The organism is Chloroflexaceae bacterium (assembly GCA_025057155.1).
Lineage (GTDB): Bacteria > Chloroflexota > Chloroflexia > Chloroflexales > Chloroflexaceae > JACAEO01.
In genome coordinates this window covers 107,425-120,605 of record JANWYD010000010.1, presented here as the reverse complement: position 1 = coordinate 120,605, position 13,181 = coordinate 107,425, and the positions used below count along the sequence as shown (strand labels likewise).

Sequence of the window (13,181 nt, the reverse complement as noted above, 5' to 3'; positions counted from 1 at the left end):
GGGCAACTGGTGGAGGAGTATGGCCATTTTGGATTTTGGATTTTGGATTTCCGTATATGGCAATCCAAAATCCAAAATCCAAAATCCAAATTATCCTTGCCGGTCCATACGCCTGATCCAGGCTCCCGGATTGCGGATCTCCTCCAGGGTAGGCAGATTCTCAGGCCGCTCCCAGACGCGGGCGGCGAAGACCACCCCACGGGTTTGCGTCACTGCGTTGACGAAGGCCTCACCCTGCTGGTACTGGATCAGCTTCAGATCCATGCCCGTAATCCGGTTTATCAGCACCTCGAGGACCGTCTTATTCGCCTGGCGCTGGGCCACACGCTGTTCGATTTGCTCGAAACTCGGCAGCAACTGCCGGCCCACCGCGTTCATGACATGGTTGCCATAGCCCTCGACCAGCGACATCAGCGCCTGGAGTTGTTCAAAGATCCGCCGCTGCTCGGGGGTCAACATGGTCTCGATCCAGTGCTGGCCGCTGGCAAGGCCCTGGGCGATGCGAACCAGCAACTGCGGCAACCCGTTGCCGAAACGCTCCAGTTGCAGATTGAGCTGATCGAAATACTGCTGCAACAGATCGCGGAAGTGCTGGCGCACCCACGGATACGCCTCAAACTCGAACACGTGGGTGGCCTCGTGCAGAGCGATCCAGAGGCGGAAATCCTCGTCATTGAGGCCGAGCTGCTGCTGGACGCGCGCAATATTCGGTTCGACAAAGTAGAGCGCGCCGCGGGTGGCGGGATCAGGCGAGAGGAGACTCAGATCGTACTGGCCAAGCACACGGCGGGCCAGATAGCCCAGCAGCAAGCCCAGTTGCGCGCCGAGAAACTTGCCGTTCAGTTCGCCGAAGAGCACGGCGCTCACGCTGCGCCCGCCGCCGTTCCGCTCGTAAATCTCCTCGATCGGGCGGAACAACTGCTCGAACGACGCAAAGTTCGCCTCCAGCCACTCGCGCCGGTCGTGGACATACACCCGGCTGATCGGCTGAGGCAGTTGCACCCCCAGGTACTCCGCGATCAACGGCTCACTGCGCTTCACCAGACGAAAATACTGCTCCTGGCGATAGGCGCGGTTCAGCACCGGCGCCTGCTCCCACTGCGCCACGCGCAGAGCCATCTCGCGGGCCTGCTGCCAGTCAATCAGGCGTGGCGGGCGGTAGCCCTCGCTGCGCGTGCGACTCTCGATATAGTGACGCGCGGCGGCGCCCGCAACAACCCCTAGCAGCAGCATGGCGCCGAGCCGGCGAAGCTCATTACCAGGTGTAGACACAAACAAATCCTTTCTAACGTGAAAGCGGATACACCGCCTTTCCCTGCGCCCCTGCCGGCCAGAGAGCCGTCCTTCCTGCGACGCGGGATGTTAAGAAACAGTGTAACACGTCTGCAAGCGTCGTGTCCAACGCGTTTTGGCTGAAGCAGGGCTTGAGCAAAGTCCGTCGCCGAAGATGAGGTGTGGGGCGGCTGCGCCGCCAAAACCATCGAAAACCCGGCGTTTGAGGCAAACCCCAAAGACTTTGCATTAGCCCTGGCGTCTCGGCTGACTCGTTTGACATCCGTCACCCGTGGTGGTATACTTTCACAGGCCATGGGCGCATAGCTCAGTTGGGAGAGCGCGACAATCGCACTGTCGAGGTCCGGGGTTCGAATCCCCGTGCGTCCACAGGGTAGGGGCCATAGCTCAGCTGGGAGAGCGCAACACTGGCAGTGTTGAGGTCAGCGGTTCGAGCCCGCTTGGCTCCACCAGAGTAGCAAGAGCCGTCGCAGCAAGGTGCGGCGGCTCTTTGCATGGCCCGCTCTCACCGACCCTAACTGACACTGGCACGGTTCCAGACGACCTGCATCAGTCCAACGCCGCCTGAATCCAGCGGCAACACGCTCGGTCCCTGAATCTAAAATCCGCAAGCGCACCTTTGCGCCCCTGTCGCTATTGTGATAGATTAAGACTTCGGTAGCATTGCAGACCTGGGGTAGTAGCGCATGCGTATAGCAATGATCGTCCACGGCGGCGCTTGGGCCATCCCCGATGAGCAGGTTGAGGCCCATCTGGCCGGCTGCCGGGCCGCGCTGGCCGCGGGCTGGACCATTCTTGAGCGCGGCGGGTCGGCGCGTGAGGCGTGCGAGGCTGCCGTGCGCCTGCTGGAAGACGATCCCACTTTCGATGCTGGCACCGGCTCACACCTCACCGCCGCGGGGTCAGTTGAACTCGATGCCGCAATGATGGATGGACGGAGCCTGCTTTACGGCGCCGTGGCCAATCTCCGCCGCGTGCGCAATCCCATCAGTCTGGCCCATCGCCTCCTGGAAGGCCCGGCCACCTTTCTGGTCGGCGAAGGCGCCGAACGCTACGCCGCCGCTCAGGGCATCCCCCTGTGCGACAACAGCGAGCTAGTGATCGAACGCGAGCGCAAGCTGTGGGAAGCGTGGCGCGCCGGCCAGGTCGCCGCTGCCGACAGCGACGCGCGGCATGTCCTGGGTGGCCGCGATACGGTGGGGGCCATCGCTCTCGATCAGAGCGGCAACCTGGTGGCCGCCAACTCCACCGGCGGCACGCCCTTCAAGCTCCCCGGACGGGTCGGCGATACGCCGCTGATCGGCTGCGGCCTGTACGCCGACGCACAGGTCGGCGGCGCCGTCTGCACCGGATGGGGCGAAGCGATCGTGCGCGTCGCTCTCGCTCGCCGTGTGGTTGACATGCTCGAACGGGGCCTGCCGCCCCAGGCCGCCGCCGAAGCCGCGGTGCGCATCCTCAACCGGCGCGTCAGCGGCGGCGCCGGCGGTTGCATTGTGCTCACGCCCGACGGCCGGCCTGGCCTGGCCTGGAACACGCGCCGCATGGCCTATGCCTACCGCAGCGGCACGAGTGATCCGGTGTATGGGGTATGAAGGTGGCGGGGGCAAATCCGGGTTCCCTACCCGCCCGCCTGTCGCAGTAGCGCAACCCTCCAGGTTGCGCAGGGCGGCGAAGCCGGGCTTCCCCACGCCCGTCCAGCCTGGCAGCGCCAACCTTACGAGTGGCGCACAGGGCCTGGCAAGGAAAAGCTCTCCCCGCCTGTCATCAGTTAACCGGCATTCGGACAGCCTCTTAACAATAAGTTAACATTTCCTTGTGCGGCATTTAATCTCAAACCGCTAAGATGTCGCTGTTGGCGTGAGTATTATGCTAACAAGGCCACGCTGCCTGTGCGCCTGCGAGTCGCCTTCCCGAAGCTCCACATCAGCGACGCTCCGGGAACGCATATTCACGCCACGAATGCGGTATGCCACAGGGGTGTTCCGCAACGACTAGCTCAGAGGAGGGTATCGTTATGTCTCGTGTTCGCACTCTGGCGGCACTGGTGGCATTCTTGCTGCTCCTGCCACTTGTTGCCGCCTGCGGCGGCGGCACTGCCACCGCTCCGACCACTGCTCCGGCTCCCCCTGCTACAGAAGCTCCGGCGCCCACTGCGCCACCGGCGCCGACCGCGGCGCCCACTGCCGCTCCCGCCCCTACCGCGGCGCCCACCGCCGCTCCTGCACCGACCACTCCGCCCGCAGGCGGCGCCTTGATCGAACTGCCTGAAGTCAACCCGGCTTCGGTGAGCGGCAACATCATTATCGCCGGCTCCTCGACAGTCTACCCGCTCACCGAGCGTATGGCCGAATTGTTCAAGAAGGACGGGTTCGGCGGCCAGATCACTATTGACAGCATCGGCACCGGCGCCGGCTTCGAGCGCTTCTGCAAGGCTGGCGAGACCGATATCGCCAACGCCTCGCGCCCGATCAAGAAGGAAGAGACCGAGAACTGCGCGGCCATCGGGCGCACGCCGATCGAGTTCCGCGTCGGCACCGACGCCCTCGCAGTGGTGGTCAGCGCTCAGAACGACTTCGTCGAGAACCTGACGAAGGCGCAACTTGCCGACATCTTCTCGGGCAAGGTGAAGAAGTGGAGCGAAGTGGACCCCAGCTTCCCCGACCAGCCGATCCAGCTCTACAGCCCCGGCACCGACTCCGGCACCTTCGACTACTTCGTCGAAGTGATCTTCGACAAGGATCCTCAGCCGATCCTGTCCGCCAACCCGCAACTCTCGGAGGACGACAACGTTCTGGCCAAGGGCGTTGAAGGTTCTCCCTACGCGATTGGCTACTTCGGTTACGCCTACTATGCCTCGGAGCGCAGCAAGCTGCGCGCCGTCAAGATCGAAGGCGTCGAGCCGACCGATGAAACGGCCGAGAGCGGCGAGTATCCGCTTGCCCGCCCGCTCTTCATCTACTCCGATGCCAAGATCATGAAGGAGAAGCCCCAGGTCAACGCCTTCATCAACTTCTACTTGACCTATGTTGATGAAGAGATTAAGGAGGTGGGCTACTTCCCGGCTAGCGACGATGCTCTGAACGAGGCGCGCCAGCGCTGGCTCGACGCGCAGAAGTAGCCGGCAAGAAGTGACGGTCACATCTACAAGCCAGTCTTAGATTACGAAGGTCTGGGAGGGCATAGCCCTCCCAGACCTAAACCAAATATTTATCGCCTGGTTGTCTAGACAGTCTCTAACACTAGGCGCTAAAAACCCAAGGACAATACGTATGGCAGATCAGGCCCAGGCCAAAGCTGAACAGCGCGCGGCGCTTGCGGTAACCGTTCCCCAGACCATAGACCTGCGGAAACGCCCCCGGATTGGCGAGTCGATCATCCAGACCGTGCTCATTGTTTGTGGTTTTGTCTCGATTTTTACCACTGTTGCCATCGTCTATGTGTTATTTCAGGAGTCACTCGCTTTTTTCGCCGATCCCGCAGTGACTCTGGTTCAGTTCTTTACCGGCACTGTTTGGCAACCGCCCATCAATGAGTTCGGCGTTCTGCCTCTGGTCAACGCGACGCTGGTGATCAGTTTGATTGCTATGCTCGTCGCTGTCCCTCTCGGGCTGGGCATGGCGATCTATCTGAGCGAATACGCCTCGGAACGCACCCGCGGCATTCTCAAGCCGGTCATCGAATTGCTGGCCGGGATCCCCACTGTGGTGTATGGCTTCTTCGCCCTCACGTTTGTGACCCCCATTCTGCGCGGGATTTTTGGCGATGTCGTTTCGATCTACAACATGCTGTCAGCAGGTCTGGTGGTGGGCGTGCTGATCACCCCTATTATCGCCACCCTGAGTGAAGACGCCCTGAGCGCCGTGCCTAACAGCCTGCGGCAGGCCAGTTTTGGCCTCGGCGCCACCAAGTGGGAGACGGCCATCAAGGTGGTGGTGCCTGCGGCCCTCTCTGGCATCCTCGCCGGGTGCATCGTCGCAATGTCGCGCGCCGTCGGCGAAACGATGGTCGTGGCCCTCGCGGCCGGCGCCAAACCGAACCTGACCTGGAACCCCTTCGAGTCTGCCGAAACGATGACCGGCTATATCGCGCGCATCTCCGGCGGCGACCCGAGCTATGGCAGTATGGACTATAAGTCGATCTTTGCCGTCGGTCTGCTCCTCTTCTTTATCACCCTGGCACTCAACATCGCCAGCCGCAGGATCGTGCGACGCTTCCGGGAGGTGTACGACTGATGAGCACAGAATCGCAACGGACGCAGCCCCGGTCAATCGGCAGCCTCCCCGAGGGCGAGGCCGCTCGCGAGAATGTCAGCGAGCGCCAGCGCCGCGGCAAGGTCTGGGAAGGCATCCTGCTGGCCAGCACCATTTTCGGTATTATTATCCTGCTGATGCTGGCCTACAATATTGTTGATGACGCCTTCGGCGGCATCGGGGTGCAGTATACGGTAGAGGAAGAGGAGCTTACCGACGGCCGCCCGCTCGAAGAACTGTCGCAGGCAGAACTGATTGCCATCCTGGAAACGAACCTGCGCTCCCGCGTCCTGAAGAACCTCGAACGGGAACGGCCACTGGCCGAGCGCAGCCGCGAGGAACTGATTGACATCATCAACGAGGAGATCATCAAGCCCGAGGTGGTCGCCGTCTACTCGCTCACTGAGTTCCTCTTCAACCGCCCGGCCATCGAGGCTGAACTGCGCGAGAGCCACCCCCGCGCCGAGATCCAGTTCAAAAGCTGGCTCTCCTGGGACTTTATCGTCAAACCGATGTCGAGTGATCCTGTTGAGGCCGGCATCCGCACCGCGATCCTGGGAAGTCTCTTCCTCCTGGTCTTGACCATGCTCATCTCTTTCCCGCTGGGAGTTGGCGCGGCAATCTATCTCGAGGAATACAAGAACGATAAGCCCTTCGATGAACGCTCCCCTGTCGGGCGCTGGATGAACAATGCCCTGCAGCGCACATCGGGTTTGATCGAAACTAATATCTACAACCTCTCCGGCGTGCCCTCGATCATCTACGGCATTCTGGGCCTGGCGATCTTCGTGCGCTCCATGCAGCAAATTACTAGCGGCGCCGTTTTCGGGTATGCTGATCCTACGACGGCCAACGGGCGCACGATCCTGTCGGCCGCCCTCACGATGTCGCTCCTCGTCCTGCCGGTGGTGATTATCTCCTCCCAGGAGGCCATTCGCGCCGTGCCGAGCTCGCTGCGCCAGGCTAGTTTCGGCCTGGGAGCCACGAAGTGGCAGACGGTCTGGAAGATCGTCTTGCCCCATGCGATGCCTGGCATTCTTACCGGCACCATCCTGGCGATTTCCCGCGCTATCGGCGAGACCGCGCCGCTGATCGTTATCGGCGCCTCGACCTTCATTGTGACCGATCCCAGCGGCCTCTTCTCCAAGTTTACCGTCCTGCCCCTCCAGATTTATAACTGGACCTCGCGGCCCCAGCCGGAGTTTCGCGCGATTGCCGCCGCGGCCATCATCGTTCTGCTCATTCTCCTGCTGTCGCTGAATGCCACGGCGATCTTGCTCCGCAACTATCTGCGCTCCAAGAGGGTGTCTACATGACCACTACAACCATGAATGACTCGAAATACGCCATCGAAACGCGGAACATGAATATCTACTATGGCGCGTTTCGGGCGGTGAAGAATGTAACCTTCAGCATCGAACGGAACAAAATCACCGCGCTGATCGGCCCGTCGGGGTGCGGCAAGTCTACAGTGCTGCGCTCCTTCAACCGCATGAACGACCTTATCCCCGGCGCCCGCACCGAGGGCGAGGTGCTCTACCACGGCCAGAATCTCTACGATCCTGACGTGGACGCGGTGCAGGTGCGGCGCCAGATCGGCATGGTGTTCCAGAAGCCCAATCCCTTCCCCAAGAGCATCTACGACAACATCGCCTACGGCCCGCGCATCAATGGCTGGAAGGGCACCAAGGCCGAGATGGACGAACTGGTCGAACGCGCCCTCGTCGGAGCGGCCCTCTGGGAAGAGGTCAAGGACAAGCTCCACCAGAGTGGTCTTTCCCTCTCCGGCGGCCAGCAGCAGCGTCTCTGCATCGCCCGGGCGATTGCCGTGCAGCCCGAGGTGATCCTCATGGATGAGCCGTGCTCGGCCCTTGACCCGATCTCGACCCTCAAGATTGAGGAGTTGATGCTGGAACTGCGGCTGCGCTACACTATCGTGATCGTGACCCACAATATGCAGCAGGCTGCCCGCGTGTCCGATTACACGGCATTTTTCCTGATGGACAAGGCGGACCGCGCCGGTGAATTGATCGAGTACGATGTGACCTCAAAGGTCTTCCAGAACCCCTCCGACAAGCGCACCGAGGAGTACGTCTCCGGGCGCTTCGGGTAATTTAGTTCCACTCCAGCGCCGCTTCCAGCGCCGCCGCTGTTACCGCGTGATGCCGGTACGGCGGCGGCGTGCGTCGGGGGTAGGTGCGGTTGCTGAGCGCCACCAGGGCCAGGCCCCGCGCAGGCACGCCTACTATCGCCGGGCCGGTGAAGCCAGTGTGCCCGAAGCTCCCTGCCGGCGCCGCGCCCATGAAGTTCGCCCGGTCGAGCATCCATCCCAGGCCCGTCCGCGCGGGCGCTCCCGCCAGCGCCGGCAAGGCCCCGGTATAGTCGTGCAGCGCCGCGGCTACCGTAGCCTCTCGCAGTATCTGGCGGCCCTCCCATGCCCCGCCCTGTAGCCACATGCGCAGCAGGCGTTCCAGGTCGCCGGCCGTGCTGAACAACCCCGCGTGGCCCGCCACACCCCCCAGGGCATACGCGCTTTCGTCGTGCACCACGCCGTGGACCAGGCCGCGCCAGTCTGGCTCGACCTCTGTCGGCGGAATGCGCGCCCGCAGCTCCAGAGGCGGGCAAAAGCCTGTCTCGCGCATCCCCAGTGGCTCGAGGATCAACGCGCCAATGGCCGCGTCAAGCGGCATGCCGGCCAGCACGCTCACCACTTCACCCAGCAGGAAGCTGTTGATGTTGGTGTAGGCTGCCACGCTTCCCGGCGGGCGCGCCGGCGTGGCCCCGTACACTGCCGTGCGAATGCCCTCCGGACCAAGCGCGCGCAGCACCGAGAGCCGCACGTCCAGCCCCGAGGTGTGCGTCAGCAAATGGCGCACCAGCACCTGCTCCGCGCCCAGGCGCGGCAGATAGCGGCATACCGGGGCCTCCAGATCGAGCAACCCGGCATCGTACAGCGCCAGGGCGGCGCTGGCGGTAAAGACCTTGGTGAGCGAGGCGATATCGAAGATGTCCGTCGGAGTCAGAGGGCGCGAACCAGGCGCATTGTACATGGTGAAGCCGTAGGCGGCGTGGTGCAACCGCTTGCCCTCGCGCGCCACCAGCACTACGGCGCCCGGAAACACCTTCTCGGCAATGGCCCGGCGGATCAGGCGGTCAATCACGGCCTGCATCACGAGCGCACGAAGACTCCGCGCCGCACGGCAATCTCCAGCACCCACAGCCCCAGCGCCAGACCCAGCAGCCAGGGCCATAGCCCCTCCGGCGCTTCCAGCGCGCCCGCGGCCGGCAGACCCGCCTGCCCCGGATCGGCCAGCACCGTCCCCCCGGTAGCTGCGGCGATGGCTTCCAGCAGCGCCCGCCCTTCGGCGGGGTCGCTCCGCTGGCGATACTCCGGCGCGACGGGCTGCACAAAGCCCACGTCACGCTGTTGCAGGCGACCATCGTGGAGCAATACCACCGAGACCAGGTAGGCGCCCGGCACGGCCAGCACCAGATCCTGCGTGTAGCGACCGGGAGCGGTCTGCGGCACATCGAAGGCGCGCTGCTCGCCGCCGGGCAGGGTTACCCGCGCGTTTACCGTGGCCAGGTCTACGGGGACGCCCCCCGGCTGCACGGCGTCCACCACCAGGCGCGCCCCGCCCGGACGGGTCTCGATGCGCACCTGAAGCGGTCCGCTGTCAGGTTCGGGCAAGGTGTACCGCACCGTTTGCGCCCAGAAGCGTTCAAAACCTTCCCAGCGCGTCCATGCCGCGGCCCATGGCTCGCCAGCCGTCGGCGTCCAGGCCACGGCGCGCCCCAGCCCGTACTGCCAGGCAGCCAGCAGCGGATCGTTTTCGGGAGCGCGGAGGACCACATCCGCCGCGGGACGGGCGGTGGCGGCCACGTAGCCGGCCAGCTCGGGCAGTTCAGCCGGGGCGAAGTCGCGCAGTATCGGGTGTGGCCGGTCGAGAAGCGGCTGCACCACCCCCTCGACCAGGGGGACGGAGCGGGCAATTTCGCTTTCTAGCAGAGTGAGCCGGGGAATCTCCTCAGGACGATCAGCGAAGTAGTAGCGCCCGGCGCCCCAGCGGGCCAACTGGTCGAGCAGGGCGGTATCGGCGTCTTCACCGATAGCGATGGTCGAGAGAGTGATCTGTTGAGCGCGGGCTGTGCGCACCAGACGCTCGTAGTTGGCCATATTGTTGGTAAAGCTGCGCCCATCGGTCAGCAGCACGGCGTGGCGCACACTGGCGGGCTGCCGGGCCAGGGCCGGCAGGCCCTCGGTCAGGGCCAGTTCAATATCAGTGCCGCCACCGCTGGGCAGCTCCAGGATGGCCTGCTGGATGGCCGCCAGGCGCGGGCCTGCTCCCACCTGCTGGAAGGGCACCACCCAGAGATTCCCGGTATCGAAGGCCAGCACCCCGATGCGATCCTCGGGCTTGAGACTCTCGGTTGCCAGGATGGCCGCTTCCTTGGCCATATCAAACTTGCTGACCCCCACTGCGGCGGTCATGCTCGCCGAGCGATCAACGATCAGCAGCAGGGCGATCTCGGTGCGCTGGGGACGGGGCGGCGGTTCCATGGTGATTGGCAGCGTCTCTTCGAGGGGCGTGTCCTTGTAGGCCCCCAGGGTGAAGGAATTGCGCCCGCCAATCGCGACCAGGCCGCGCCCCTCGCTCCGCACCAGCTCCCGCACGCTGGCCATCTGGTCGAGGCTCAGGGCCGCTGCTGGCACATCCACCAGCACCACCCCGTCGTAGGCCGCCAGGTCAACCAGGCGCGAGGGCATCTCGGCGGGGCGCACCCGGCGCGTCTCCACCCCCTGCCGCTGCAGGGCATCGCCCAGCAGGGCGGCCTCGTCGTCGCTGGCGGCTACCAGCAGCACCTGCGGCGGCGGGCTGACTTCGGCAACGGCCGCGGCGCGATTGTTGGCGCTGTAGGTGTCGCCCACCGGCGTCTCAAGCTCGGCCCGCAGCCGGACGACGCCCACCGCCCCGGCAGTGTGCGAGAAGGTAAACACCTCCTCACCGGGAGACAGCAGCACCTCTTCGTCGCCCAGCAGCGCCTCACCCTCCCACAGGCGCAGGCGCCCGCGCACCGGCTCGGCAGCCCCTGGCGCGGGGCTGAAGCGCACGTTGATCGCGATCGGATACGCTTCACCCAGGCGCAGAGCTCGCGGCACGTCCAGGCCGGCGATCGCCACCTCCGGCGCCTCGGCGGGCACGACAGGCGCCACGTCCACCCGCACGCCGGCCTGCGCGGCCAGGCGGGCCTCAAGCAGCGCGTCCGGGGTGGTGGCAAGACCATCGGAGATCAGGATGACCTGGCCGCCGCCGGGCAACAGTGCCCGTGCCGCGCGGAGCGCTGCCGCCAGGTCGCTGCCGCCCGGATCGAGGGCCGCGGGCATCTGCGTCTCGTCATCCGACAAGCCAGCATTGACTACGTTCGCGCCAAAGTAGAGCACTTTCACTCCGGCCCCGGCGCTTCGTGCCAGCTCCGCAGCCTGTGTTCGCAACCCCGCGCGCGTCCCCTCCGAGAGACTGTCCGATTGATCCACTAGCAGCACCAGCGCACTCTCCGGGAGCGGCGTCGTTCCAATGAGGGGGTTGGCCAGGGCCAGAATCAGCAGCGTTACGGTCAACAGGCGCAGCACAAGCGCCGCTGCGGGGACGCGCACTCCATGCCAGCGCCAGAACAGCACAAACGCGGGCAGCGTCAGCAGGAGCCAGAGCAACTGAGGATTACGCAAGAGCATCCACGTTCAGCTTTCGGCAAAGGCGCGCGACCGGCGAGCGTGCACATACACCCACTCGCCGAGGATTACCAGGAGCGCGACCGCCACCAGCCAGGGCCAGAGCGGTTGCGCGGCTTCATCACCTTCACGACGCGGCGACGGCGCCGCCACCGGCCCGGGCACAGGCCGGGGCCGCAGATCAGACTCCGAGGCTGCTCCGGCATTCACCCCTACTCGGGCACTATACAACTGCCGGTCGCCTGCCAGCTCCACCAGGGTGTAGCGCCCGATCTGGTTAAATGTGACCTGTGCGCGACCTTCGGGCCCGACGTCCACCGGGGTCGTCGTGCCATCGGGCGCGGTCACCTCCACCACGGTCGCCCGGGGATCCACAGGCAGGCTCAAAGTCGTCCCGGCCAGAGTCGAAGCCGGGGCGGCCGGGGGGGTCAGATCGCGCACGGTGCGGGCCACCAGCAGGGGAAAGGCCAGCCGCGTCGTCAGATTACCCTGCGAGAGGTCGAATGCCCAGACCGCGATCACGCTATCGGCGAACCGCCAGCGGAAGATCAACGGCTGGCCGGCCCGGCTCAGCAACGTAACCGCCTCCGCGGGAGGAGTTACCGATGTGGCCGGACCGAACTCCACCGCCCCCAGACTGATCCCCTCCAGGAGATCCGCCCCCGCCGGAGTGATGGCCACCTCACCGGAAATCGGCGCGGGTGGTCCGGCGGCGAGTAAGGTCGCGTCGCGTGGCGGATGGATGGCCAGCACGCCGCCGGAGGGCCAGGCCGCTGGCAGGAACCCGTCGAAGATGGTCAGATCCGCCGGATTGTCCCGATATTCGGATGGGGCTGCCACCGTAAGCTCTACACCGGGCACGGCGCGCAGGGCCCGCTCCAGGGCGGCTGGCTGCTCGGAAACCAGCAGCGCGCGCACGGGGCGATGCGCGGCCAGGCTCAGATCGGCGCGATCATCGGCAGGCAGGGGGTCATCGCCGTCCACTTCCGCGTGCAAAAACCCGATGCCCCGCGGCACTGTCCAGGTTAACTCAACCTCGCCGTCGGGCCGCAACATGACCGGGCGAGCATCGAGCAGGGCGTCGTCGCCGTACAAACGCACCACCGTGCGTAGCGCTCCGCCACCGTAATTCGCCACCCGCGCATACACCTGAACCGGGCCGGTGCCGGAACGCGGTCGCGCCGCGAAGGCGACGATGGCGCGATTGTCCAGCTCGCCGCCCACCGTCTCCCAGCGAATGGGAACGGTCGCCGCGCGCGTGGCGAGTTCACCGGCGAGCGCCGGAAGGGCCGCGTCGGTCAGCACGATGATCTGGGGGTTGGGACGGCCCCGCAGGGAGGCTTCGGCCAGGGTCAGCGCACCCGCCACGTCGCTCCCCACCCCGGCCGGTTGCAGCCGGGCAAGGGCGGCGACCAGCCGGGCGCCATTGCCGGCATCACCGTCAATGACCTGCGCCTGCGGGCCGGCAGCGATCAGCGTGGCGCTGCTCGCGCCAGAGGCGGCAAGCAGCGACCGGGCGCGGATCCGCGCGGCATCGAGGCGGCTGCCGCCCGCGCCGGGCGCCGGGGCGGCCATGCTGAGCGACGTGTCAATCACCAGGGCCAGGTGACGCTGGCCCCCGAAGCCTATTCCGTCCCACTGCGGGCGCGCCAGGGCCAGAGCCAGCAGCGCGGCGACGAGGAGATGCAACAGCAGCAGCAGGGTGATGGAAAGCCGGCGTCGCTGGCGCGCGGCATGGCTCTGAGGCAGCAACTGCCAGAGCAACAGTGAAGGCACGATCACCCGCCGGCGCCGCTCGCGCAGCATGTGCAGAATGACAATAACCGGCAGGGTCAACAGTGCCAGTAACCCGAGGGGGGCGAGCAAACTCATCTGGCGCCCTCGTACACGATTCTGGATTTCGGATT

Annotated in this window: 9 protein-coding genes and 2 tRNA genes; 7 read left to right on the top strand and 4 right to left on the bottom strand. The window is 65.2% G+C overall.

Annotated features, from left to right (window positions below; translation table 11 throughout):
• Positions 1 to 90: 90 nt before the first annotated feature.
• Positions 91 to 1,272, bottom strand: a complete 1,182-nt coding sequence (locus NZU74_11055; protein ID MCS6881862.1) for a zinc-dependent metalloprotease — start codon at positions 1,270 to 1,272, stop codon at positions 91 to 93.
• Between the two features lie 317 nt (positions 1,273 to 1,589).
• On the opposite strand from NZU74_11055, the gene NZU74_11050 reads away from it, so the two are divergent.
• From NZU74_11050 to pstB, 7 genes are all read left to right on the top strand, one after another.
• A tRNA-Ala gene (locus NZU74_11050) sits at positions 1,590 to 1,662 on the top strand.
• Between the two features lie 7 nt (positions 1,663 to 1,669).
• Positions 1,670 to 1,745: transfer RNA gene (locus NZU74_11045), tRNA-Ala, on the top strand.
• A 234-nt stretch (positions 1,746 to 1,979) separates the two neighbouring features.
• Positions 1,980 to 2,885: an isoaspartyl peptidase/L-asparaginase gene (locus NZU74_11040; GenBank protein ID MCS6881861.1), complete on the top strand. Its 906-nt coding sequence runs from the start codon at positions 1,980 to 1,982 to the stop codon at positions 2,883 to 2,885.
• A 422-nt stretch (positions 2,886 to 3,307) separates the two neighbouring features.
• Positions 3,308 to 4,411 carry a PstS family phosphate ABC transporter substrate-binding protein gene (locus tag NZU74_11035; protein ID MCS6881860.1) on the top strand — a complete coding sequence of 368 codons (1,104 nt, stop codon included), beginning with the start codon at positions 3,308 to 3,310 and terminating at the stop codon, positions 4,409 to 4,411.
• Between the two features lie 151 nt (positions 4,412 to 4,562).
• The gene (pstC, locus tag NZU74_11030) at positions 4,563 to 5,525 is read left to right on the top strand and encodes a phosphate ABC transporter permease subunit PstC (GenBank protein ID MCS6881859.1); all 963 of its coding nucleotides are present in this window, start codon (positions 4,563 to 4,565) and stop codon (positions 5,523 to 5,525) included.
• Entirely contained in the window at positions 5,525 to 6,859 is a 1,335-nt protein-coding gene (pstA, locus tag NZU74_11025) for a phosphate ABC transporter permease PstA (GenBank protein ID MCS6881858.1), read from the top strand. The genes pstC and pstA overlap by 1 nt, the downstream gene beginning before the upstream one ends.
• Positions 6,856 to 7,656, top strand: coding sequence for a phosphate ABC transporter ATP-binding protein PstB (pstB, locus tag NZU74_11020; protein MCS6881857.1), 801 nt, complete (start codon positions 6,856 to 6,858; stop codon positions 7,654 to 7,656). Before pstA ends, pstB begins: the two co-directional genes overlap by 4 nt.
• A 1-nt stretch (position 7,657) precedes the next feature.
• Here the strand turns inward: pstB and NZU74_11015 are convergent, their stop codons facing one another.
• The 3 genes from NZU74_11015 to NZU74_11005 are packed head-to-tail and all read right to left on the bottom strand — an operon-like array spanning position 7,658 to position 13,146.
• The gene (locus tag NZU74_11015; GenBank protein ID MCS6881856.1) at positions 7,658 to 8,713 is read right to left on the bottom strand and encodes a beta-lactamase family protein; all 1,056 of its coding nucleotides are present in this window, start codon (positions 8,711 to 8,713) and stop codon (positions 7,658 to 7,660) included.
• The gene (locus tag NZU74_11010) at positions 8,713 to 11,277 is read right to left on the bottom strand and encodes a glutamine amidotransferase (protein ID MCS6881855.1); all 2,565 of its coding nucleotides are present in this window, start codon (positions 11,275 to 11,277) and stop codon (positions 8,713 to 8,715) included. The genes NZU74_11015 and NZU74_11010 overlap by 1 nt, the downstream gene beginning before the upstream one ends.
• A 6-nt stretch (positions 11,278 to 11,283) precedes the next feature.
• Positions 11,284 to 13,146: a VWA domain-containing protein gene (locus tag NZU74_11005; protein ID MCS6881854.1), complete on the bottom strand. Its 1,863-nt coding sequence runs from the start codon at positions 13,144 to 13,146 to the stop codon at positions 11,284 to 11,286.
• Positions 13,147 to 13,181: the final 35 nt, after the last annotated feature.

Coding starts and splice junctions, on each gene's coding strand:
- NZU74_11040 (MCS6881861.1), top strand. CDS start 1,980: ATGCGTATAGCAATGATCGTCCACGGCGGCGCTTGGGCCATCCCCGAT.
- NZU74_11035 (MCS6881860.1), top strand. CDS start 3,308: ATGTCTCGTGTTCGCACTCTGGCGGCACTGGTGGCATTCTTGCTGCTC.
- pstC (MCS6881859.1), top strand. CDS start 4,563: ATGGCAGATCAGGCCCAGGCCAAAGCTGAACAGCGCGCGGCGCTTGCG.
- pstA (MCS6881858.1), top strand. CDS start 5,525: ATGAGCACAGAATCGCAACGGACGCAGCCCCGGTCAATCGGCAGCCTC.
- pstB (MCS6881857.1), top strand. CDS start 6,856: ATGACCACTACAACCATGAATGACTCGAAATACGCCATCGAAACGCGG.
- NZU74_11015 (MCS6881856.1), bottom strand. CDS start 8,713: ATGCAGGCCGTGATTGACCGCCTGATCCGCCGGGCCATTGCCGAGAAG.
- NZU74_11010 (MCS6881855.1), bottom strand. CDS start 11,277: ATGCTCTTGCGTAATCCTCAGTTGCTCTGGCTCCTGCTGACGCTGCCC.
- NZU74_11005 (MCS6881854.1), bottom strand. CDS start 13,146: ATGAGTTTGCTCGCCCCCCTCGGGTTACTGGCACTGTTGACCCTGCCG.